General features: G+C 68.5%; 16 protein-coding genes and 2 pseudogenes. 5 read left to right on the plus strand and 13 right to left on the minus strand.

The genetic code is table 11. From position 1 onward, the window contains the following. The first annotated feature begins 83 nt into the window (after positions 1–83). On the plus strand, positions 84–2,933 hold the full coding sequence (locus ABZV38_RS34420; protein WP_356332383.1) for a hypothetical protein: 2,850 nt from the start codon (positions 84–86) through the stop codon (positions 2,931–2,933). A gap of 14 nt (positions 2,934–2,947) precedes the next feature. Beyond that, positions 2,948–5,752 (plus strand): RNaseH domain-containing protein, encoded by a 2,805-nt coding sequence (locus ABZV38_RS34425; protein ID WP_356332385.1) that lies wholly within the window; start codon positions 2,948–2,950, stop codon positions 5,750–5,752. A gap of 1,195 nt (positions 5,753–6,947) precedes the next feature. Here ABZV38_RS34425 and ABZV38_RS34430 read toward each other — a convergent pair. The 7 genes from ABZV38_RS34430 to ABZV38_RS34460 all read right to left on the minus strand — a co-directional run bounded on the left by ABZV38_RS34430 (position 6,948) and on the right by ABZV38_RS34460 (position 14,035). After that, complete coding sequence (locus tag ABZV38_RS34430; protein ID WP_356332397.1) at positions 6,948–7,379, minus strand: DDE-type integrase/transposase/recombinase; 432 nt, start codon at positions 7,377–7,379, stop codon at positions 6,948–6,950. Positions 7,380–7,404: 25 nt separating this feature from the next. After that, positions 7,405–9,186: a tyrosine-type recombinase/integrase gene (locus ABZV38_RS34435; RefSeq protein WP_356332386.1), complete on the minus strand. Its 1,782-nt coding sequence runs from the start codon at positions 9,184–9,186 to the stop codon at positions 7,405–7,407. Beyond that, a complete protein-coding gene (locus tag ABZV38_RS34440) occupies positions 9,084–9,476 on the minus strand; it encodes a hypothetical protein (RefSeq protein ID WP_356332387.1) in 393 nt (130 codons plus the stop codon). The genes ABZV38_RS34435 and ABZV38_RS34440 overlap by 103 nt, the downstream gene beginning before the upstream one ends. A 1-nt stretch (position 9,477) precedes the next feature. Continuing rightward, positions 9,478–10,290, minus strand: a complete 813-nt coding sequence (locus ABZV38_RS34445; protein WP_356332398.1) for a tyrosine-type recombinase/integrase — start codon at positions 10,288–10,290, stop codon at positions 9,478–9,480. Positions 10,291–10,363: 73 nt separating this feature from the next. Beyond that, entirely contained in the window at positions 10,364–10,831 is a 468-nt protein-coding gene (locus tag ABZV38_RS34450; RefSeq protein WP_356332388.1) for an IS3 family transposase, read from the minus strand. 39 nt (positions 10,832–10,870) lie between these two features. After that, positions 10,871–11,107 carry a transposase gene (locus ABZV38_RS34455; RefSeq protein WP_356332389.1) on the minus strand — a complete coding sequence of 79 codons (237 nt, stop codon included), beginning with the start codon at positions 11,105–11,107 and terminating at the stop codon, positions 10,871–10,873. 195 nt (positions 11,108–11,302) lie between these two features. Then, positions 11,303–14,035, minus strand: a complete 2,733-nt coding sequence (locus ABZV38_RS34460; RefSeq protein WP_356332390.1) for an AAA family ATPase — start codon at positions 14,033–14,035, stop codon at positions 11,303–11,305. Positions 14,036–14,604: 569 nt separating this feature from the next. Between ABZV38_RS34460 and ABZV38_RS34465 the strand changes: the two genes are divergently transcribed. Further along, positions 14,605–16,068, plus strand: a complete 1,464-nt coding sequence (locus ABZV38_RS34465) for an IS1634 family transposase (protein ID WP_356332391.1) — start codon at positions 14,605–14,607, stop codon at positions 16,066–16,068. A 76-nt stretch (positions 16,069–16,144) separates the two neighbouring features. Here ABZV38_RS34465 and ABZV38_RS34470 read toward each other — a convergent pair whose 3' ends face one another. Together ABZV38_RS34470 and ABZV38_RS34475 are read right to left on the minus strand one after the other, a co-directional pair. After that, complete coding sequence (locus tag ABZV38_RS34470) at positions 16,145–16,390, minus strand: type II toxin-antitoxin system RelE/ParE family toxin (RefSeq protein ID WP_356332392.1); 246 nt, start codon at positions 16,388–16,390, stop codon at positions 16,145–16,147. After that, the gene (locus tag ABZV38_RS34475) at positions 16,387–16,647 is read right to left on the minus strand and encodes a type II toxin-antitoxin system Phd/YefM family antitoxin (RefSeq protein ID WP_356332393.1); all 261 of its coding nucleotides are present in this window, start codon (positions 16,645–16,647) and stop codon (positions 16,387–16,389) included. Before ABZV38_RS34475 ends, ABZV38_RS34470 begins: the two co-directional genes overlap by 4 nt. A gap of 304 nt (positions 16,648–16,951) precedes the next feature. Between ABZV38_RS34475 and ABZV38_RS34480 the strand changes: the two genes are divergently transcribed. After that, on the plus strand, positions 16,952–17,161 hold the full coding sequence (locus ABZV38_RS34480; RefSeq protein ID WP_356332399.1) for a hypothetical protein: 210 nt from the start codon (positions 16,952–16,954) through the stop codon (positions 17,159–17,161). 84 nt (positions 17,162–17,245) lie between these two features. After that, positions 17,246–17,886 (plus strand): annotated as a pseudogene (locus ABZV38_RS34485) (IS701 family transposase); the annotation flags it as partial. A gap of 6 nt (positions 17,887–17,892) precedes the next feature. On the opposite strand, the gene ABZV38_RS34490 reads toward ABZV38_RS34485, so the two are convergent. From ABZV38_RS34490 to ABZV38_RS34505, 4 genes and pseudogenes are all read right to left on the minus strand, one after another. Continuing rightward, entirely contained in the window at positions 17,893–18,810 is a 918-nt protein-coding gene (locus tag ABZV38_RS34490) for a pirin family protein (RefSeq protein WP_356332394.1), read from the minus strand. A 459-nt stretch (positions 18,811–19,269) separates the two neighbouring features. Beyond that, a complete protein-coding gene (locus tag ABZV38_RS34495; RefSeq protein WP_356332395.1) occupies positions 19,270–20,067 on the minus strand; it encodes an aquaporin in 798 nt (265 codons plus the stop codon). Further along, positions 20,018–20,542, minus strand: a complete 525-nt coding sequence (locus ABZV38_RS34500; RefSeq protein WP_356332396.1) for a hypothetical protein — start codon at positions 20,540–20,542, stop codon at positions 20,018–20,020. Before ABZV38_RS34500 ends, ABZV38_RS34495 begins: the two co-directional genes overlap by 50 nt. A 114-nt stretch (positions 20,543–20,656) precedes the next feature. Then, a pseudogene (locus ABZV38_RS34505) lies at positions 20,657–22,189 on the minus strand (CocE/NonD family hydrolase); the annotation flags it as partial. Between the last annotated feature and the right edge of the window lie 109 nt (positions 22,190–22,298).

The following is a 22,298-nucleotide window of genomic DNA, read 5'->3' on the forward strand; positions in this document are numbered from 1 at the left end:
AGGCATTTTCAGCCCGTGCCGCTAGCCGCAACGCGCTGACCAGCATCGATCCCCGACCTGACCCACCGAAACCCCGCCGAACTGTGGAAGCCGGGGGGGAGGGACAGATCCAGGGGCGGCTCACCATCCCCACCTACCCCCAGTTCACCGCCCCGCTCGGCCACGATCAGCTTCCGCACGTCTCCTCTGTCCCCTACCTGCCCGACGTCCCGATCCCCACCCCCGAACTCCTCGGCCTGGCCCGGCATATCGACCTGCGCTACACGCCGGAGAAGCGCTACCTGCACCAGACCCTGCAGCAGCTCTTCGAGGTGCTGCAGACCACCGACAGCCTGTCCCCCCGCGAGGCGCTGACGCTGACCGCCGGTCGGACAGAGATCTTCAACGCCCCGACCGGCACCGGCAAGAGCGTCCTGGTCCGGGTCATGGCCGCATGGTTCGCAGCGAACCAGCTACGCGTCGCCATCGTGCTGCCCGATATCAAAGCGTGCCTGGCAGCGACGTGGAATGTGCGCGGGGACCTCGACCACTTGCGCAAATCGGGGGTCATCGAACACGAGGCAGGCTGCGCCCACCTGATGTCCTCGTCCGGGATGCACGACCGCGCCCTCAAGCACGCCTCCCTTATCAACGAAGACCCCGACCTCCCCGGTGAATGGGGTGAGCGAGGCGAGCGCGATCTTGACCAACTGGCCTACGGATGCGCACAGAAGACCTTCCTGGAGGCCACCGGCGACTACCCACCCGGGCGCGAACCGTGCCTGAACCTGCGCCGTCAGGGGGTGGGCTCCGCAGCCTGCCCCTGGATCCCGACGTGCGGGAAGTTCGCCCCCGTCTACGACGCCTGCGCCGCGAACGTCGTCATCATGAACCACTACGCCTTCATGCAGGGCAACCTGCGCATCGGCGTGAACCTGGACGGCCGGGCCGTCCGGAGCATGACGGCGGCCGAATTCGCGCTTCGGACCTGCCACGCCGTGCTCGTCGACGAAGTGGACCAGTTCCAGTCCCGGGCAATCGACAACTGCGCCGGCGAGGTGGTCCTGCACTCTCGGCGGCACTGGTCCGCAGCGCCGCAGGAGATGGACACCGACGCGAAGCGGCTGCACATCGACGACGAGCACAACCTACTGCCTGCTGTCAGCCACGTGCGGCTGATGGCGGAGTTCTTCCTCCTGAGTATCTGCAAGAACGCCCTCAGCCTGCACGCCACGGAGGACGAGCGAGCCCAGGCCCGCATTCCGGACCAGACCAGTACCCGCTGGCACTTGGCCCGTGGGCGGGACCGCGCATTGATCCGCCTGCTCTGGCCCGAGACGGAGATCGCGGAAGAGGCGGACATTCCGCCGGACTTCTTCCAACGGCTCAACGCCCTCATGCCGGCCCGATATCGGGGCCTCGATCCGCTCGCCTCCCAACCGAGTCTGCTCGAACCCGACTGGGACGACGTGCGGCGTGCCCTCGGCGCCCTCGTGGCGCCACGAGGCGAGCACCTGCTCGACATGGTGAAGCTGGAGCTGCACATGCTTCTCGAGGATTCCATCAAGGACGTTCAACGGCGCGCCAAGGCCATCAACCTCCTGGTGACGCGCACTGCCATGACCGAACTGGACGAAGCTCTGTCCGAACTGCAGGACAAGGCCCAGGACTACCGCTCCTCCGGCCTGCGGTCGGCGCAGAAGATTGTGGAACTCCTGCGGGCCACGGCAGTCTCCTCGGTGATTCCGCTGGGCATGCTCGGCCGTTCCATCACCGGCTACCGCATCACCGGGCTTGACGACAAGGAGAAGAACGCCAGCCTTGTCGCCCAGACCATCACGGGTGACCCGCACACCTACACCGCCGAGCTCGGCGGTGTCGTCTCGCTCCTCCTGGCCGCTGTGGAGCGGCCGGTGATGGGCTTGTCGGCCACCGCATACTTCCCCCAAGCCGTGCGCGAACATGTCCATGCCCCCGTCCGATGGTGGATGACCGACGCGCAGGCCAAGTCCATCCGGGCCAGGAAGCACCGTATCGAGTACGGAGAGGGCCACCCCCTGTTCGGGGAGCCCATCAAGGTGTCAGGCACCCACCCCAGCCGTAAAAAGGACGCCCTGATCGAACTGGGCAGCAACCTGTACGACCAGAAGATCCACCGCGAACTCGAACGAACGGCGGCCCAGGACCCCGACCGCGCCCACGTGCTCGTGGTGGCCAACTCATACCAGCAGTGCGCCTGGCTGGCGCGCGGCATCGCGCAAGCCGGCCACTACGGCGGCGGATTGTGCGTCGCGGTGCGGGCGGAGGACCGCCACCGCGCCGACCCCGACCTGCCCAAGGAGAACGTCGCAGTACGCCTCACCGCCGAGGAGTTCGAGGACTTCCCCAAACACGGCAAGATCCTGGTCGTGCCCCTGTCGCTGATTGCCAGGGGGCTCAACATCGTCGTCGGCATCCGCTCCGCCGTCCGCTCCGTCTACCTTTGTGTACGTCCCCTGGCGCTCCTCAGCGAGCCCGCCGAGATGTACGCCAGCATCAACGCCGCCGGTCTGCGGGCCCTGCCGACCGGCGGTAGCTCGAATCCGTCACAGGGGCTTGCCGTCGGTCGTGACGCTGCCTGGGAACGTCTGTCCCTTCTCCTGCGGACGGCCCCGCAGTTCACGGCCATGCACAAGTCCCTCCAGGAGGAGGTCGTCGCGGGCATGATCGTCGATCTCATCCAGCTGGCCGGCCGGGCTCGCCGCGGCGGCACCGAAGCGGTCCTCCACATGGTCGACTACGCCTTCCACGAGGACACCTGGAACGCCGACCTGGAAACAGTCCTGCGCCGCATCCACTCCCAGTGGACGCCCCAGGTGCGTCAACGGATGAACGAACTGTACGGAGAGGCGCTCAACGCGTTCCTGTCCTACGCCGGCATCGAACCCCACGAGCCCGGCTTCCCGGGCGCCTGAAGAGAAGAGGACGCGTGACTCAGCAGGACCGCGAGCCCGGGATGTACCTGAATACCCTCGCCTACCGCTGCACGCCCAAGCTCGTCGGCGACGCCGCGGTGTACGTGCGGCACTTCGACAGCGAGACCGAGAAGCTGTGGAGCGACTTCAGCAGGCAATGCGCACGCCGCTACGGCGACGACGCGGCGCAGGCCCCGTACTCCATCGCTACCACCGTGCTCAGCACTCTAAGCGGCGGCTACGTCTACTTCGACCCCGACTTCCGTGGCCCGTTCCTCGCCTCACGCGAACCGCTCGACAGCGAGCTGCTCCGTCAGGTGTTCACCCTCACCCATGCGCTGGCGCTCGGGGAGAAGATCGACACCATCGACCTCACCATGGCTCCTGAGCTCGCCAAACGGATCGCCGCGTCACCAGAACACCGATACGCGCTCGCCGATCACCTCAAGCCGGTCGACGGCACGCAGCCCAATGCCCCCGGATGGGTCTACCGGACCGTCGCCTGGGACCTCTCCCGCCGCATGGCCGCCAAGCCGTGGGCGATCTCCGACGGCAGGGAGATCGCACTGCGCCCCGACACCACCGGCGGTCTGGTTGCCCTGGAAGAGCCCTGGCAGAACGAGCAGGGCGGTCGGTATGCCCTCTCCCGCACCGCGCTGCGGCTCAAGACCCTTCCGAACATCGCCAGTCCCGTGCTCCTGGTGTCGTCGAGGGTGACCCGCATCTCCTCCTCGCTGATCTTCTCGAAGACGGCCCTGGCTGTGCAGCCCGGCTCTGGGCGCCCGCTCCTTGAGGTGTCGCTCAACGGCCGCGGCGCTGCCCGCACCGTGAACCGGCTCGCCTTGGAGGCGCTGGGGCGTCTGGAGATGGACTACTCGATCCTGAGGACGATCGACCAGCGATCCCGCAGGGAACAGGAGCTCCTCAAGGCGGCCCGCGAGGAGAAAAAGCCGGCGGCATTCCCCCGCGAACACCCCGGCCAGGTGTGGCCGGTCCTCCCCAAGAGCTATTCCTTCCCTATCGGCACCGGCACCGGGATGCAGCACCTGCGCCTTCTCTATGGCCACGTCGCCGAGGCATTCGGCGACGTAGCCGTGCCTCTGACGATGCGGGAGGCGCCCATGACGCTTCCCCACCGGCCGACCGACCCCGAGCGCGTTACCAAGAAGGAGCTCGAACGCCGCAAGGAGGAACGGGAGAAGAGCGAGAGCAAGGAGCCGCTCCGGGCGCGAGGCAGCGCCGTGCCCACGCCGGAGTCCATCTTCTCCGCTGTCGAGGCTGCTGGCTTCAAGAAGCTGCGCATCGCCTGCCTGTGGTACCGCGACGAGACTCGGCTGCGGATGCTCGACACCCTCTGCAAGACCTACGGCATTGACCCCACGGGGCTCGACCCGCACGACGGCCAGGAGTTCAGCCTCCACGGCGACCAGATCACCGCGGTGCTTCACCTGGCCACCGACTTCCTCAAGCCCGGGGGACCGGACGGCAGGCGAGAAGCCCTGGCACAGACCGGCGCTTCGCTGGTCTCCGGGGACGGGATTCTTGTCGGCGCCTGGTGCGAGACCGAGAAGCCCGAGGCCGTTGACGAGCAGAACGGCGCGGACGCCGACAGCCGCGACGGCAAGCTCCTGACGCGATCGCTCCTTGCCGGCCTCGGCGTTCCCACCCAGTACATCCTGGGCAAGAACGACAAAGGCATCGTCATGCCGAAGGCGAAGGACCACCCGGCCGAAATGGCCCTCCTCGACCTCTACCGCTCGCTCGGGGTTATCGACGACCGCATCGCCAACGCGCTGGAACCCGAAACCTTTGACTACCCCGTTCACCGAGTCGCCCAAGTCGGTGTCCATGTACGCCAGCAGAACCGGCGGAAGGGGGAGAACGGGCCCCCCAAGGTCGTGATCACCGCATCAGCACTCATCCCGCCAGCCCACGTCGGCGGAGCGTGGAGCATGCTCGGTTGGAGCTCCACCCGACCCCAGTGGCAGCCCTACCGCAGCGCCCAGCCCGCCTTCCACGCCGCGGCCTACCCCCAGGAGAACGGGGACAAGAAGACTCACCGGCAGCGCTGGGACGACGCAGCCGAGGCGGTCGAGTTGGCCCTCGGAGACCTCGCCGAGGAGCTGGACGGAGTCCCCTACACCGTCACCGTGGACGGGCTGGCCTGCCGCCGCATGTGGGAGGGGCTGCAGAACATGAACCAGGGAGCCTCCCGGACTCCGCGCTTCAGCCGCTACTGGCTCCCAGGCAGCTCCCTGAGTAGCGACGAGAGGCCGCGTTCTGTGATCCGTATCAACATCGCGGACGAGGAGGTCCCGCCGCCTGTCAGCACCACGCGTGTGTTGAAGGGACAGGCTGGCGCCACAACAGACGGCGAAACAACCCGGATGCTGTACCAAGTCGAGGTGGACTTCGGCGCACCCGTCTGGATCTTGTGCAACGTGCCGCGCGCGTACGACGGCGACGGCGCTGGCCGACTTGGCTCGAAGTACACCCGATGGGACGCCAAGCGGTCCGTCCACTCGGAGAAGAAGGAGGAGCGCCGCAAGGGCGAGATGCCCCAGAACTGGTACTCCATGACTGCGACCGAGATCTATCCGCTGGCCTGCGCCGAGGGCGTCTCGGCGGAAGTCCTTGCCGTGGCCACCGCAAAACTCTGCCACCAGACCCTCTTCTGGTCCGACCGGGCCCGCTTCCCCGTGCCCTTGCACGCCGCCAGGCAGATGGACCTCGACCACCCGCAGTACCGGCGCACCGCTCCTCCCGAGGAGAAGCCCGCCGCCGAGCCGGGTTCTGACGGCGAGGCATCCGAGCAGTAGCGGCAGAGGAAAGCGGTGGGTGGAGGTTACTGTCGTCACCCCGCACGCGACACCACCCGCCCACTCACGGTGCTGGGCATCGCATGATCAAACGGAACACCCAACGACACGATGCAGCCCTGGGCATGTGCCCGTGGGAGATTGGTCGCGTTTGTGGGATCGTGACAATGCGTATCGTGCATCTGATCGGGGTCCGGCCGACAGCTCAGACGCTGGGTTCCGGTCGGAACGGTTTGCGCGTAAGTACAAGCCAGTCTTGATAGGCCACTGTCTCCCGGGAGGTACCGATACAGGACGGGCTGGAGGGAAGGGGAGCGCAGGGGGAGCGCGGACGCCTCTGGACCGGCCAACATGAGGTGGCACGAACCAACCCCGCTTGTGTCCTCTGATCAGGCAAAATGAGAACTGGCAACACCCCGTGGCATGGTGCAGCACGATCGCTCGCGTACTCGTAATGCGTAGGTCTCGGGTTCGAATCCCGAAGGCGGCTCCGAGAAACCCCAGGACTCACTCGCCGTGACCTGGGGTTTTTCCTTTTCTGCGACCTCTGGGCTGTCCTTGACCCCCTCGCGGGGCAGCACGCAGGGGCCTCCGGTGGCCGAGCGGTGGCCATTTGTGCAGCGGGCGTGCAGCGGCGGTGGCCGGGGTGCATGTGGAGCGGGCTGAGTTGCTGTCGGGTTCCTACAAAGCGCCTGGACGAGAGTTTTTTCGGTGCCGGTCCGCAGCAGCCTGAGCGGCCTGGCTGCTGCGGACCAGAAGCGGGCCGCCTCCGCCGTGGCTGGAACGAGCAGGAGGTGATCGGTGAGCGGGTCGTCCTCGCGAGGCGGTGCAGCAACGCTCACGACGTCGCTGAGGTGCTCTCTGCATTGCGCGATCCACGCCCGCCCGTCCCGCAGACGGCCACGGATGCGGTGTGCCGGTGGCGCGGCGACAGCGCGGCTCAGGTCGCTCACCTCATCACCCACCGTGCCGAAACCCGTGCCAGGTCATCCGACCACGTCCACCACGATGCCCAAGGCGCGGCCTCCGCGTCGCTCCAGGGCGAAGGAGTTCCTGCCCGATGACGCACCTCACCGCCGACAGCGTGGCCGAGCTGTTCGCCGGCGCTGTCTCGCTGGCCAAGTCTGGCGAGCACGTCAGCCGGTATCAGGCCGGACAAGCGCTGCGAGGCTGCGTCACGCCGGACAGGTGCCATTCACGATCCTGGTCGGCGGCGCGTAGACTCGACGGGCGGTTTCCCGCCGGCCGCGCTGTGGCGACGCTCGGTGTTGTAGAAGTCCGCGATCCACGTGGCGGTCTTCAGCCTCGCCTCGGTGCGGGTGGCGAAGGTGTGTCGGTGGATGTACTCAACCTTGAGGACCGAGTGGAGCGACTCCGCGGCGGCGTTGTCCAGGGCCGACCCGACTCGCCCCATCGACTGCACCACACCCCACCTGCCGCACAGCTGCTGGAACGCCTCCGATGTGTATTCGCTGCCGCGGTCCGTGTGAAAGATGACGCCGTCGACCTGGCCGCCTCTGGTCGCGATCGCCATCTGCAGGGCGCCGCTGACCAGCGCGGCATCGTGCCGCTCGCCCATCGCGTATCCCAGGGCCCGGCGGGAGAAGGCGTCGTGGACGGATGCGATTCTGTGGAATCTGTGACCTGCGGGTTCATCCTTGGTTGCCTTGTCGGACGTCGATGATCGGCAGGAGGGGACGGCGGAGTTCGCGCGGGGTGGGCCCGGCTGGGGTGGGGACCTCGGCGAGGCGGTCGAGGAGGGAGTCGATCGCGGTCTGCCCGTCGTCGATGGCTGCGCGTTCGTCGTCGGTCAGTGGGATGGACACGAGCATCCGCTGCAAGTTGGCCTTGGCTTCGAGGAGTTGGGCCCTGCTCGAGTTCTTCGGGGTGTAGAAGTCGCAGCGTGCGCAGGCCATCCGGTGCTGGCACTGCTCGAAGAAGCTGTAGGTGCGGTAGCCATGGCCGAGGTCGTAGTGCTGCCAGGGTTCGCCGCCGGTCGCGGCGCCGGAGGTGACGGCGTCCCGGTCGACGAGTACCTCGATGGTTCGTAGGTTGCGGGAGAAGTATCCGGCCTCGGTGTAAGCCCTGGTCAGGGTGTTCGGAGTGATCTTCGCGTAGTGCTGAGTGCTGGTAGGGCTGCGGTGTCCGAGCCATGCCTGCAATTCGAAGAGAGTCATCGGCTCCTTGGCGTTGTAGAGCTGGCCGGCGATGGTCGAGCGGGCCCGGTGGCTGGTGATGTTGCCTCGGACGTCGGCTGTGGGCACTCCGGCTTTCTCGCAGAGCGAGGGGATCAGGGTGCGGTTGATGTAGTTCTTGGCGACCGGGTGGGCGCGGATGGAGAAGAGCAGGTCAACGTGCTCGTTGGTCTTGGCGTCGAGACGCTTGGGCTGGGCGGGCCGCAGGGCCTGCCAGGCGTCGATGGCCTGGCCGACGATCGGGTCGACGGGCTTGGTGAAGGCGGTGCCGGTCTTGTGGACGGGGACGTCGAGTAGGCAGACGGCTTGTTCGGCCAGGACTTCGCGGGAGCCGCCGTGGATGGACTGTCCCTCGTGCTGCCAGCGGACGCAGCCGACCCTGAGCCGCGAGATCTCGTCACTGCGCAGGCCGGAGAACAGCCAGGTCAGCGCAAGAGCACGGATCAACTCAAGGGGGTAGTAGCTGCCGGCGGAGGTGCCGGGAAGATCCTTTGCCTCGAGGTTGAGCCCGGACCACAACAGCTTGGCCCAGATCTCGTCGGCGATGACGCGGGGGTTGGTGGCGATCAGCGCGGCGATGGTGCGGGGCACTGCCAGGGCCCGGGCGGGATCGAAGCGCCGTGGGATCCACTCCCATTCCTGCAGGTCGCGCAGGAACATGCGAGTGCCCATGAGGATATGGGACTTGGTGCGGGGAGCGATCGGGTCGCCGAGGCGGTCGTGGAGGTGGTCGGCGCGCTGGACGTAGTCGCCGACGGCCATCTTGTCGACCGCCGCGACCCAGTTCGCGCAGGTCGTCCGTGTCCAGTGGGCGGGATCGACGGCTTGGGGATGCTCGGCGGCGAGCCAGCGGCCGGTCTTGGCCATGTTCGTGCGGATGTTGTTGCGGACGTTCATAGTGAGTGTGGAGGTGTCGTACCACCGTTGCAGATAGGACGACCACGGCTCGGGGACCCCGGCGAGCGTGGGCGCGTGATTGAAGCCGGGGCGGACGGGGCTCTGGCAGTGCCCGAGACTGGCCACGATCTTCTGCAGGGCGAAGAACCCGGCCGAGTAGCGTGTGCTGGTGGCCGGGTGAGCGTGCAGTCGGGCGAACGCCTCGGTGGTCAGGTCCTCGATCCGGCAACTGCGGTTGATCAGCAGGGCCTGGGCCAGGACACCGGGCAACCGGTAGCGGCCGTCCTCACGGTTCTGACTGCGATATCCCCAGCGATCCGCGACCACCGCGACCTCGTCCATTGCCGCCTGACGGCCTCAGTGCCGAACACGAGCTGGGCCAGGTAGAGCCGGTTGAAGTTGCCCAGATGCTGGAAGTCGGTGAAGCCACCGAGGAGATGGCACAACGCGATCAGATACGGGCGCACGGTGGTGTCGGTCGGCAGCTCCTGGGCGGTGCGGAACTCGGCGCTGCTGGAGCAACACAGCCGGGCCCAGTCCCATGTGGTCCAGCCCCACCAGGAGCGTTGCAGCACCCGGCAGTTGGACAGCACGACTGCCGCCGCCTGCGATCCGGCCCGACGATGACGCACTTCACCATCGTCGTGAAGGGCGGCGCGGGCCTGGTCGAGCGGACCGACCAGCCAGGATAGGGCCCGCCAGTGCACCGCCGTCCGGCGTGGGACCCCACGGGCCCGCAGCCGACGAAGGGCCATACTCGCCCAGCAGTACTCCGGTGGATGCCGAGTAGGGCACCATCCGCTCCTGTCGGGTCTTGGTGGTCTCTGCCCGGACCCGCAACGTGCGGTGGGCCGGATCGATGTCGTCGCTCCGCAAGGCACACAGTTCTTCCCGGCGAAGCGCCGAGTCGTAGGCGGGCGCCAGCATCAGCCGGTTGCGAATCGGCTCGGCCCGGAAGACCTCCAGGACCTGCAGCCACTCGGCCTCGGCCAGGATCCACGGCAGTTTCACCAGCCGCGGCACCAGTCCCCGCGCCGTCCCGCCGCCACGGTCCCGCCCCGGGGTGTAACGGCCACGGCCCACAGGGTTCGACTCGCGCACCCCTTCCTCGACGAGGAAGTCGTAGAACAGCCGGACTGGCACCAGCCGTTGCTGGAGGGTGGCGTTGGCCAGGCCCGCCCCCGAGTCCAGGGCCAGAACGTTCGCCCCGCTGCGACTCGGGCGTGACCTCAACTCCCGTACGAACGCGGCAATGTGGCTGCGGTTGGCGGTCTTCGGGTCGATCCCGTCGCGCTCGCACACCAGCAGGAACTCGCCCAGACCGCGGGCGTACGCGTCGATCGTCCGGGGCGCCCGGCCCAGATCCGACCAGATCTGCAGCCACTCGGCCGCCCGATCATGCCGGTCCAGCACCGGCCACTTCTCCGACAACACCATCACGAACACGCTCAACGGGACACCCCACGGCGGCGTACTGGCCCCCGCGGCAGGACCATCCGTCAGCGTGATTCCACGTAACTTATAGGTAGAGCTTGCCCTCACCGGTGTCGATCTCCGTCATGTCGCCCCACCACAACACGTTGGGCGCGATGGCGTCGAACTTGCGCCGTACCAGGTCAGGGGCGGTCTTCCGCTTGCCGGGGCGGGTCAGCGAGTGGCGCCGGCGGGGCGGCTTGCGGCCCTGCAGACCGAGTTCGGCCATGATCTCGGCGATGGTGTTCTGCGACACCTGCCAGCCCTCCTCCCACAAATCCAGCGTGATCCTTGGCGAGCCGTACGTCCGGCCGGAGCGGTCGAAGAAGTAGCGGATCCGCTCGGCCAGCGCCGCCCGCCTGACTTCGCGTTTCGTCGGCTCGACCGGACGGCGGCGCCACTTGTAAAACCACGCCTCCGACACGCCCAGGGCCCGGCAGGACGTGCGGTACGGAATGCTGTGCACGGTCTTCTGGTCGCTGATCACCCCGACGAGCACCGCCGGGTCCGCCACAGCTACTTCACCCAGAGGACCATGCAGCGTTTGAGGACGTCACGCTCCATGGCCAGCTCCTTGTTGTCCTTCTTCAGCTGGGCGTTCTCCCGCCGCAGCCGCGCGAGCTCGTCGCTCTCGCCCGCCGCCCCGGGCCCGCGACACCCAGCTGGCCAACGTGGTCTCGTTGATCCCGAGATCCTGCGCGACCTGCGCGACCGGCTTGCCGGTCTCGGCGACGATCCGCACAGCCCCCTCACGGAACTCGGCGTCGAACCTCCGCCTCTTGCCTGCCATGCCCCTCAACTTCCCCTGCAGCCAGGGTCTCTACGCTACGAGGGGAAGGTCACCCCGGGCGACCATCCGTTGCGTAGACGCGCCGATGTCGACGCTGTTCGGCATGCTGCTGACCGGCTGACGCGACAACTACCGTGGGCAGCCCGGCCGTGCGCCGACCGTTCACCCCGGGCCGTCGGGCACGTTGCCCTCGGCTCATTCCTCCTGGAGGGCGGCGAGCGCGGCGGCGAGCTTGCCCCGGCTGGTGATGCCCAGGCGTGGATAGATCCGGTACAGGTGGGCTCCGACGGTGCGGTGCGAGATGAACAGGCGCTGGCCGATCTCCCGGTTGCTCAGGCCCTGTGCCGCCAGCTCGGCCACCTGCATTTCCTGGGCCGACAGCTGCTCGCCGGTGTACACGTTCCGTCGGCCGCTCGACTCGCCGGTGGCACGCAGCTGCTCGCGGGCCATCTCGGCCCAGGGCCGTGCGCCGATCCGGTCGAACTCGTCGCGGGCCAGTCGCAGCGGGGTGCGGGCGTCCACGTTGCGGCGGTGCCGGCGCAGCCAGCGGCCGTGGTGCAGGTGCAGCCGGGCACGCGCCAGCGTCCAGCCGTCCGGCAATGCGGTGAGCGCCGCGGTGTAGCGCTCCTCGGCTGTGTCGTCCGCAGCCAGTACCGCGTCGGTGTAGGCGTGCGCGACCGTCATCATTTCCGAGGGCAGCCGACTGGCCAGCTCGGGAAGTTCGGCGAGCAGTTCCCGGGCGTGCTCCACGGTGCCGGCGGCCACCGCGGCGTCCGCCAGGTCCGGCGCGAGCAGCCAGCGGCTCACCGAGTGGTAGTGCGGGTCGGCCGGATCGAACGCGCGTGCGAGAATGTCGTATGCCTCGGTTGCGCGCCCGTCGAGAAGGGCGAGCAGCCCGTCGACCTGCTGCGCCACCACGGTGACGAACGGCATGCCGTAGAACAGGCTGTGGGCGCGCAATTCGCCGACCGTCCGCGCCGCGGCCTCGACCTCTCCCCGCAGCGCCGCCACCAGGCCGGCCGCCGCCTTCAAGGCGAGCCACGCGATCCACTCTCCGGTCTCATCGGCCAGAGCGAGCCCTTCAGCAGACTCCTCGCGCACCCGGTCGAGCTGACCGAGGAACAGCCGCGGCCAGCCGGCGGCCAGCGAACGGGCGAGCAGCCCGAGCATGCCCTGCGACCGCCACGCCGCGGCCGCCAGCCCCAGATACCGGGCAGCGCGGCTGATGTCGCCCATGGCCATCGCGCCGTCGCCGAGGAAGTGCAGGATCCGGCCGTCCTCACGATCCGGCTCGAGGCCGTCCAGCCGTACGAGCGCGCCCGCCCCGTCTCGGTACGGCTCGGCGTAGGCCCGCACCACCAGCACGTGGGGGGCGTTCGGATCGGGGTTCCACCGGTCCAGTTCGGCCACGGTCTGAGCGCGAACCTGTGGGTCGCCGTCCTGGCAGAAGCATCGTGCGGCGGCACGCCACAGCAGGTTCTTGGCGACGTCCGCGCCCCCTGCGTCGAACGCGCCGGCCGCCGCGGTGACCATGTCGTGGATCCGCCGGTGCGGTTCGTCCGGTTCGAACGCGGCATTGTCGGACACGACCAGGAGGCGGGCCCGCTCCACCGGGCCCAGCACGCTCATATCGGTGCGGACCAGCAGCATCTGGGTCTGGACGCGGTCGTTGATCTCGCTGGACAGCTCGGCCGCCCGGACCAGGATGCCGGTCCGGCGCTGCGCGTCGTGGACGAGTTCGGCCGCTTGGCGCAGGGCCGGGACGGCCGCCGCCACCTTGCCCCGGGCCTGCGACGTGTCGGCGAAACGCTCGAGCCGGGCGGCCAGTTCCTCATCCGGGCCGATCGCGGCCGCGGCCTGGTGAGCGAGCTGGCGCTCGAGGGTGTCCTCCATCACCGCTGCCAGGGCGCGGTGGGTGGCCAGCCGGTCGGCGACCGAGGCGCGAGTGTAAATGGCCGAGCGCATCAGCGGATGCCGGAACTCGGCAGTCCGGCCGACCAGGGTGACCAGACCCGCGTTGACCGCCTCCTGCACTGCGTCCACGGAAACCGCCGAGCCGGAGAGGTGAGTGGATACGTCCAACAGCCGGTTCAGCGGCGTGGTCGGCTCGGCGGCCAGGGCCAGGAGGAACGCGCGGCACTCCTGGCTCGCCGAGTCGCTACGCGCGGCGAACGCGTCCTTCAGCCGCTGGGTCAGCGGCAGGCCGTCCATCTGGGCGGTCATGCCCTGCACCGCCTGGGCGGTCATGCCCTGCACCGCCTTGGGCAGCTCGACCAGGGCCAGCGGATTACCCGCGGCGCGCTCCAGGATGAGTTTCCGCAGCGGCGCCGGCAGGCCGGGCGCGCTGGCGTCGAGCAGCTCGGCGGCGGCCGTCCGGCCGAGCGGTCCCAGACGGAGATCCGGGTACGCGCTCGGGGTGTACGAGTCGGAGGAGTCGATCCGGGCGGCGCAGACGGCCAGTATGGCGAAGTCGCAGGTGCGCCGGGTCACGAACCTGAGCACGTCCCGGCTGGACGAATCGATCCACTGCACGTCGTCGACAAGCAGCAGGACCGGCTGCCGTTCGGCCGCGTCGGCGAGCAGTTCGAGTACGGCAAGTCCCACCCTGAATATCTCGGGCTCGGTCTCCGTGACGCCGAGGGCGCCGCTCAGCGCCAGCCGATGTGGGGCCGGCAGGTTCTCGACACCCCGGGCGACTGGTTGCAGCAGCAGTTGTAGTGCGGCGAACGGCAGCCATTGCTCGGTCTCCACGCCCGACGTGCGCAGCACCCTGAAACCGCTTTCCGCGGCCTCGGCGCCGACTGTGCGCAGCAGAGCCGACTTGCCGACGCCAGCGGTGCCATGGACCAGCAGCACATCGCCGTGCCCCGCCGCCGCGTCCGACAACAACCCGCGCAGGGTGCGCAGCTCCTCATCCCGGCCGATCATCGCGCGCGTGCTGCTCCTGGTTTCTGCAGGGTCCCCCAGCAGTTGCGTCTCGAGATGCCCGCCCCGCACCGCGACCGCAGGCGTGCGGGCGGGAACGGACGGCGAGGAGATGGTCCCGGTTGCCGCCCGGCGATGCCCTCCGGCGTTGCGCCTGTCACCGCTGACCTGCGTGGTGACAGAACGCTCAGGCATGGCCGCGTTCGGTCGGCAGCACAGTAGGTATCGAGCTCAGCACGTGGGGATTCCTCCGGAAATGGCTGCACACCATATGGTACCTGTCAGCCGTGATGACCTAGTTCCGTACTTCGCGGGTGACTGAATCGGCTGGTTCGGGACCTGTGGGAGTGTCTGTTGGAGTCGTGGCCGCGTTGGTGGGGTGTGACGAAGTCTTCCCGGTCCCCGCGGCCACGGACGGTGCGTCCGCGCATGGAATGCGTGGTCAGCGCCGTGGTGGAGAAGCGTCTGGGCGCTCTGCCTGTCGCTGCCGAGTTTCTGCGCCGGCTGGATGTGGCCGGGATCGTCGACCGGTTGTGCCCGGGCCGTGACATCGCCCTCCTGACGAGACGCTGGTGGCCAACCGGCTGACCGCGCCCGCCCCGCTGTGGCGGGTGGACGACTGGGCGCGTGAGTGGGCGGTGGAGGAGGTCTTCGGCATCGAGCCGGAACTGCTCAACGACGACCGCCTGGGCCGGGCCCTGGACGCCATCGCCCCGCACCTGACGGAGCTCACCGACAGCTTCGGGGCCCGCGCGATCGGCGAGTTCGGCATCGATGTGTCCACCTGCCACTGGGACATGACCTCCATGTCGCTGTATGGCGCCTACCCGGCCGACGACCAGGACGAGGACTATCCCCGCATCAAGCACGGGCATCCCAAGGACCGCCGCTACGACCTCAAGCAGATCCAGACCGGCCTGGCGGTGACCGGCGACGGCGGCATCCCGCTGCTGTCCCGCGTCATCGACGGCGGAGCCGCGGAGATCTCCCAGAGCACCCACGTGATGAACGCCCTGCGCACGATAGCCTGCCCCAAGAAGTTCTTGCTGGTCGCGGACTCCAAGCTCGTCTCGTACCGCAACGTCACCGCCCTGATCAAGGCCCGGACGGACTTCATCGCCCCGGCCCCGGCCTCCACGGTCGACGACGCGGTCTATGCCGCCCTCGACCTCGACGCGGCCAGCGTCGTGGACTACACCCCCGCCCGGGACGAGAACACCCCGGCCGACCGGCGTGAGACCTACCGCGTGCTGGAGGACACCCACGTCCTGTCCGGACCACGCAAACGCGACCCGCAGGTGGAAGTCCGCCGGATCCTGGTGCACTCCACCGGCAACGCCAAAGGCCAGCAGCGGGCCCGGGACAAACGCCTGGCCAAGGCCCGAGACGAACTCGACAAGCTGCAGCGCGGGGCCGGCGGCCGCTACTACAACACCGCCCAGAAGATCGCCGCCCGCACCGGCGTGATCGCCAAGACCCGCCGCGTCACCGGCTGTCTGCACACCGAGATCACCACCGACGACACCGGACGGCCCGCCCTCGACTGGCACTTCGACCAGGACGTCCTCCAGGCCGAGGCAGCTGTCGACGGCTGGTACGCGCTGTTGACCACCCTCACCCCCGAACAGGCCGACGCCGCCGAGGTACTGCGGCGCCACAAAGGCCAGCAGGGCACGGTCGAGCGCCGCTACAGCGACTTCAAGGGCCCCCTGGCCGTCACCCCCGTCTTCGTGCAGGACAACAAGCGGGTCGCCGCGCTGGTAGCGGTGATCTGCCTGGCTCTGCTCGTGTTCTGCCTGATCGAGCGCCAGGTCCGCCGGGCCCTCGGGGGCGATCAGAAGATGTCCGGGCTGTATCCCGGCAACCAGATGGTCCGCCCCACCGGCCGCATGATTCTCTACCACCTCTCCGGCCTGCGACTGCGGGTCGGTCATGCCACCGACCCACCCACCATCGTCATCAGCCGCGGCGTCCAGCTCCACCTCCTCGACCTCCTCGGCCTGGAACCAACACATCCCCGCTGGCCAGAGACCTGAACGAGCTACCCGCGAAGTACGGACCTAGCTAGCCGGGCGCCCGGTGACGAGCTGACGGACTACCTTGTGCGGTTGCTCAGCGCACGCGGCCGAGGTGGATGACGCTGACGCGGATCTGCCGGTCGTCGATCTCGTACATGACGCGGTAGTGGCCGACATGGATGCGTAGCAGGTCGGCGCTGCCGAACGCGCCGTCGGGCCGGGGGTTATCGGCGAGGCGGTCGACCGCGGTGAACACCTGCCGTACCCCGTCGGGGTCTTCCTTGGCCAACCGCTCCGCCTGGGCGAGGGCCTCGGGCTCCCAGATGACCTCGTAGCTCACGCCTCAGCTCCGCCGAACACGCGGCGGTACGCCTCGTCGTGCGGGATGCCGGCGTCCTCGCCGCGGGCCTGGCGGGCGCGGTAGGCGGCCAGGGCCCGTAGTTCCTGGAGTTCCAGGGCGTCGGCGGGGCTGACCAGTATGGCTACGGTCTGGCCATGGTCGGTGATGGCGACCGGTTCACGGGTGGCGCTGACCGCGCGCGCGATGGCGCCCAGGCGGGCGCGAGCTTCCACGATCGAGTAGGTCGTCTCCGTCATGCACACCACCTTAACGAAGTGTGCACACCTTGGCAGCTACCAATCTATGGCCGCGCAGCCGGGGACTCACGACCTGGGCGCTGTACCTGGAGCCGGCACTGTGCAGGACCCTCGTCGCGGACCTGCGCGACGCATACGCCCACACCGGACGGCACCGACTTCCACCAGCGCCTGACCCGCCTGCACGAGGACTACCAGCGCCGCCCCGGCCTCATCCACCGCCTCGACCGCCGTGACCTCCGGTAGGCCCGCCTTGTCCGGGGCACCGGGCGGGACGGGCTGGAAGCAGCGTGAATGCGGAAACGTGATCGGGTACGAGATCAGCAAGTCGTGGGCGGTCGTCCACGACAACACCCGCATCCCGTCCCTGCGACGCCTGTACATGACCGCCACACCCCGCCTGTGGCAACTCGGAGACGAGGAGGCCGGAGGCCAGGAACAACAGCAGCCGGGCGCGAGCGTGCCGGGCGAGCGTTCGCGCTGGCCGAGCATCTCGACCGGGCTCCAGCCGTAGATCGTGATCTTGCTGCTGGGGGTGGGGGCGGGCACGAGTACGGCCACCGTTGATCATCGGTGCGTGAAGACTGAAGATCATGCTATGGCCGCAGGCCACAGCATAGACCCTGCCTGCTGGCAGGAGGCGTTCGAGGTCCTGAGGTCCCGGATCGCGGGCCGGTTCGCGCGGGTTGAACCCCGGCGTAGAGTACGGGACTTGGTGTTGGGGCTGTTGTCGGACCTGCCGCGCAAGAACTGCTGGAGCATCGCCGAATGGGCCGGAGAGGCCAGTCCGGACGGCATACAGCACTTGCTCGGCCGGGCCAGGTGGGATGCGGATGCCGTGCGCGCGTACGTGCTGGAGCATCTGCACGACGAGGACGCGGTGCTGGTGGTCGACGAGACCGGGGACGTGAAGAAGGGGACGCACACAGTGGGTGTCCAGCGCCAGTACACCGGCACCGCCGGGAGGATCGAAAACGCTCAGGTCGCCGTCTACCTGGTCTACGCGGGCCGCCGCGGACATGGGGCGGTGGACCGTGAGCTGTACATCCCGCGCTCGTGGACGTGCGACCCGGGCCGCTGCCGGGCCGCCGGGCTGGGTGAGGACACCGTCTTCGCGACCAAGCCGGAGCTGGCCGCCCGCATGATCGGCCGGTTCCTTGACGCCGGGCACCGCGTGGGCTGGACACCGCGTGGGCTGGACACCGCGTGGGCTGGGTCGCGGGGGACGAGGTCTACGGGGGCGTGTCAGGCTCGCGGCTTCATCGGCACCCGCGGGAGTTCGGGCGCGGGAAGGGGACCTCCCGGGTACCCGATCACCTCGCCGAAGCGGGAGCCGTTCATCCAGTCCTCGCGGGCCTTCTCAATGTCCTCCTGGGTACGGCCGACGAAATTCCACCACATGAGGATCTCCTCGCCGAAGGGGGGCCCGCCGAGCAACAGAGTCACCGCGGGTGCGTCCGAGTGGTTGGTCACGGTCAAGGTGTCCCTGCCGACGGGGAGGTAGCCGAGATGGGACGGGATCAGCCGAATGCCGGCCAGGGAAACGTCCCCACTGTTGACGAGGAGGCCGTGCTCGAAGGCGGGGTCGACCGCGAGGGTGACGGTTGCACAGGGGTCTAGACGAAGTTCGGCGCCAAGAAGGGGGCTGAAAGTGGGGACCGGTGAGGTGCCACCGGCGAGGGAGCCCAGGAACACCTTGACCTCGCCTCCGTCAAGGGCGGCGGCCTGCGGGACGTAGTGGTGGAAGTCGGGGCTGGTGTCTCGGTACTGGTCCGGGAGCGCCACCCACAGCTGCGCGCCATGCAGGACGTCAGTGCTCGCGGTGGAGACCTCCGAGTGGCAGATGCCGTGTCCGCCGGTCATGAGGTTGAGCTCGCCGGGGCGGATCATCGAGTACGTTCCCAGGCTGTCGCGGTGTTCGATCTCACCCTTGAAGAGCCAGGAGACGGTCTGGAGCCCAATATGGGGATGCGGTGCGACATCCATGCCCCCGGTGACCGCTATCTCGTCCGGACCGTAGTAGTCGGCGAAGCACCATGCACCGATCAGCGATCGGGATCGCTGCGGCAGGGTGCGCCGCACGTTCATCGCCCGGGGGCCGCCCAGGGGCACGTCGCGGGGGGACAGGATCTCTACGGCGGCTTCGGCCTGGGTCTCATTCATCGGCGCACTTCTCACAACAGGTAGTTCAAACTTCAACGTTTGTTCTTGGTGGATAAGGGGTGCTGTGACGTTGTTGGGTCTGGAGGTGCCTGACGGTCCGTCAGGACATGATGGTCCCGCGGTCCGGGTCTGCGTTCAGGCTGCGGTAAGAGGGCTTCTCGAAACCGAAGGTGGGGCTGGGTTTGCGCTGGTCAGGCGCACACGGCGAGGCGCAACCGTCCCGTCCGGGACGCCTTCTGTTGTCGTCGGTGCGGGCTCGCTGGCCCGGCCGATCACGTCGCCGGGGTCAACGTGCGCAACCGTGCACGCTCGGCGTGGGTTCTCGTCAACGGATCCGTACCACAAAAGGCCTGAACACCTCCCTTTTTGCTGGTAGATGCGACCCGTGACCGCCCTGCCGTAGGGGGCAGTCGGGAGCGCGACAAGGCGTGGATGACTGAGTCAACAAGCTCGGTCGTTTTACGGCCGAGAAGTTGACCGGGTCGCGGGGTTGTGCAGCGGCGGCCCGTCGGCGCCATGCAGCTGGTGGGCGGGCACCCGGCGGTGTCCGGGAAGCAGATCCCGTACCACCGGTGCCAGGACGGCGCCGGCCATGGGGGCCAGGAGATAGACCCACAGGAAGCCGAACTGCCCGGCAGCCAGCGCCGGGCCGAACTGGCGGGCGGGATTGAGACTGCCGCCAGTGCTCGTGCCCAGCAGGACGATGCACAGGCAGACGAGGACGCCCACCAGATAGGGGATGAAGCGCGTCAGCTGGTGCACCGACAGGAACAGCCCCACGAGGAGCACGATGACGCCAGTGGACGCCGTCTCCGCCAGGAAGAGCCCCGTGGCCGACCAGCCGGGTGCAGGCTGCAGGGCGGCATAGGCCACCGGAGGAGCGCCGACGGCGCCGCCCCACACGCCCCGCGCCGCGAGCACGCCGAGCAGGGATCCGGCGAGCTGGGCGACAATGTACGGCCCCACCGCCGTTCCGGGGAAACCCCCGAAGCGCCACATGGCGAAAGAGATTGCCGGGTTCATGTGGCCGCCGGACTGCTTGCCTGGAGGGCTGAGGATGAGCCCGGTGACAAAGACGCCGACGGCCACGCCGACGACGAGCAGCTTCAGGTGGATTCCGGGGATCGCGTCGGAGACGGCGGACGGGCCGATGACCCAGCGCACGATGGTCGTCACGCCGAACAGCAGGACGAAGCTCAGCAGAAGCTCATGAGCGCTGTGCCGGAAGGCCGGGAAGGGTGCGGTGGGGTCGTTCATGAGGTGCTCCTGATGTGCTGTGCGTGGATTCCCGGGAGCAGAGGACGAAGCAGGTGTCGAAGAGCTCGGTGGGTTCTTCGGGGGTGAACCCGCGCTGGGCGCGCCACTGGCGGTGCTGTTCGGATTCGGCGACGGTCTGGCCGAGGAGTTCGGCCTGGCGGGCACCGGAGATGCTGGGCTTGACGGTGGCCTGGTAGCCGCCGAAGTGGGCGACCGGGTTCCATTGCCCGCTGATCGCGGGCGGCTCAGCGTCCCAGATGCGCCTGGGGCGTGGACGATGCGGCCTCCTACGAGGGTTCGGCAGGGACTTGATATGCGGGACGTCCTGCTCCGGCTCGGTGAAGAGGTCGTCGGAGAGGACGGCCAAGTCGCCGTAGTGGCCCGGGCTCAAGGTGCTCTTGCCGTCGTTCCTGTCGGTCAGCTTCGCGCCGCCCTGGGTGCGGAGGGCGGGCGAAACAGGGCCTCCCGGTATCACTGGGCTCGGATTCCCATCCCGAGCTACCGAAAGGCCCTGCCATCATGCGCGTAGGGCCCGAAGGTCACCCGGCCGTACAGTCCACATGTTCCGTGATCAATCGAGATGGTGCTTCTATGCGGGGACCATCGGCAGGGTGAGGTGGGAGGGATACTCCGCCGTGTGCAGGACGGTCTGGGTGGCCACCTGAGGAATTCCGTCGCCGGGGTAACCGGAGTTGGAGTTCCGCGCCCACTGCGGGAAGTCCGAACTCGTGACGTCGATGCGCAGCCGCGCCCCGGCCGGGACGCGAGTCGACACCGGACCCAGGTCGATGACGTACTTGTAGACCTCGCCCGGTGTGATGGGCTGCGGCGTGGTCAGGGAGTCGCGGAAGGCGGCCCGCACGATGCCCTCCTGCAGGTTGCGCGAGCAGCCGTCCTCGTCGACCAGGCACAGGCGCGCGGTCCAGTCGGTGTCGGTGGCCGAGGAGGCCGCGTAGAGGGTCAGCGTCACATCGCCGACGACGTCCACATCCCGCTCCTGGGGAGCTGTCGTGTAGACGAGCAGGCCCTTGGCTTTCTCACGCTGGCACTGGCAGGCCGGGCCCATCGGCGTCAGTTCCTCGACGCAGCAGGAATGGCCACCCGCGCTCATGACCGGCGCGTTGGGGTCGTAGATGTAGAGGTCGGGCAACTCGTCACCCGGCGTCTGGGTGTCCAGGGTGCCGTCGCCGAAGCGGGTGTTGGCCCGTCCTCCCGAGTGCAGGAAGAGCCGCTCCATCTTGGCCTCTTGCGGCGGCCAGGCCGAGAAGTCACGCCAGCCTGCGCCGAGGACGTAGGTACTGACGGGAGATTCGAAGGTGCCGGTGCCCGTCTCCTTGAGCGTCTCCGTGAAGAACCGCACCTGACAGTCGTCGACGGCCTTGGAGTCCGCGACACCGTCCTCCACCTGGGTGACGGGGTACCAGGGCATGTGGTGGAAGGGTGCCACCACGAACTTCTGCCGGGCGGCGACCTCGGGGGTGCTCGCGCCGTTGCGGAGTCCGACGAAGTTGCGCTTGGTCCCTGACACGAACACGTCGTAGAGACCGGCGACATGCAGTGCGGGCACCTGGATGCGGCTGTAGTCGCTGTCGATGGACCAGCGCGCCCAGTAGTCGTCGTACGTGGGGTGCTCGATCCAGTCGAAGTAGTAGGGCGTGATGTCCCGGTCGAGGGCGGGGAAGGCCTCCGGAGCCATCCAGAAGTTGTCCGGCGCGTGCATCAGGGCGCCGCTGAGCGCGTCGATACGCTCCTGGTCGCCGCGCCGGACCGCTTCGGCTATGCCCAGGTAGGCGGACCAAAACGCGTTGAACCCGTAGGCGAAGGCACCCTTGTTGTGGGTCCATCCCTCGTAGGCCTGGGAGCCCGTCATGGCCGGGCTGATCGCGGCCAGGCTGGGCGGCTGCTCGACCGCGGCCAGGAGCTGGGTGAACCCGGCGTAGGAGAACCCGTACATACCCACCCGGCCGTTCGACCCGGGCAGGCCGGCCGCCCATTCCACGGCGTCGTAGCCGTCACGGCCCTCGTCGCGGAACGGGTAGAACTCGCCCTCGGACGCGTACCGTCCCCGTACGTCCTGGACGACGACGATGAATCCCTGCCGGGCGTACCAGGCCGGGTGCGCGAACGCCGTTTCCGACTGGTACTACAGCCGGTGTTGTCACGGTGAGTGTTCTCGTTGGCGGTAGTGGCTGATGCGGGCTTGTGTCTGGTGGCGGCGTCGCCAGCGGTTC

Source organism: Streptomyces sp. NPDC005181, from assembly GCF_040608395.1.
Classification (GTDB): domain Bacteria; phylum Actinomycetota; class Actinomycetes; order Streptomycetales; family Streptomycetaceae; genus Streptomyces.

Coding starts and splice junctions, on each gene's coding strand:
- ABZV38_RS34435 (WP_356332386.1), bottom strand. CDS start 9,186: ATGGACGAGGTCGCGGTGGTCGCGGATCGCTGGGGATATCGCAGTCAG.
- ABZV38_RS34455 (WP_356332389.1), bottom strand. CDS start 11,107: ATGGCAGGCAAGAGGCGGAGGTTCGACGCCGAGTTCCGTGAGGGGGCT.
- ABZV38_RS34460 (WP_356332390.1), bottom strand. CDS start 14,035: ATGATCGGCCGGGATGAGGAGCTGCGCACCCTGCGCGGGTTGTTGTCG.
- ABZV38_RS34475 (WP_356332393.1), bottom strand. CDS start 16,647: ATGACGGAGACGACCTACTCGATCGTGGAAGCTCGCGCCCGCCTGGGC.
- ABZV38_RS34490 (WP_356332394.1), bottom strand. CDS start 18,810: ATGAATGAGACCCAGGCCGAAGCCGCCGTAGAGATCCTGTCCCCCCGC.
- ABZV38_RS34495 (WP_356332395.1), bottom strand. CDS start 20,067: ATGAACGACCCCACCGCACCCTTCCCGGCCTTCCGGCACAGCGCTCAT.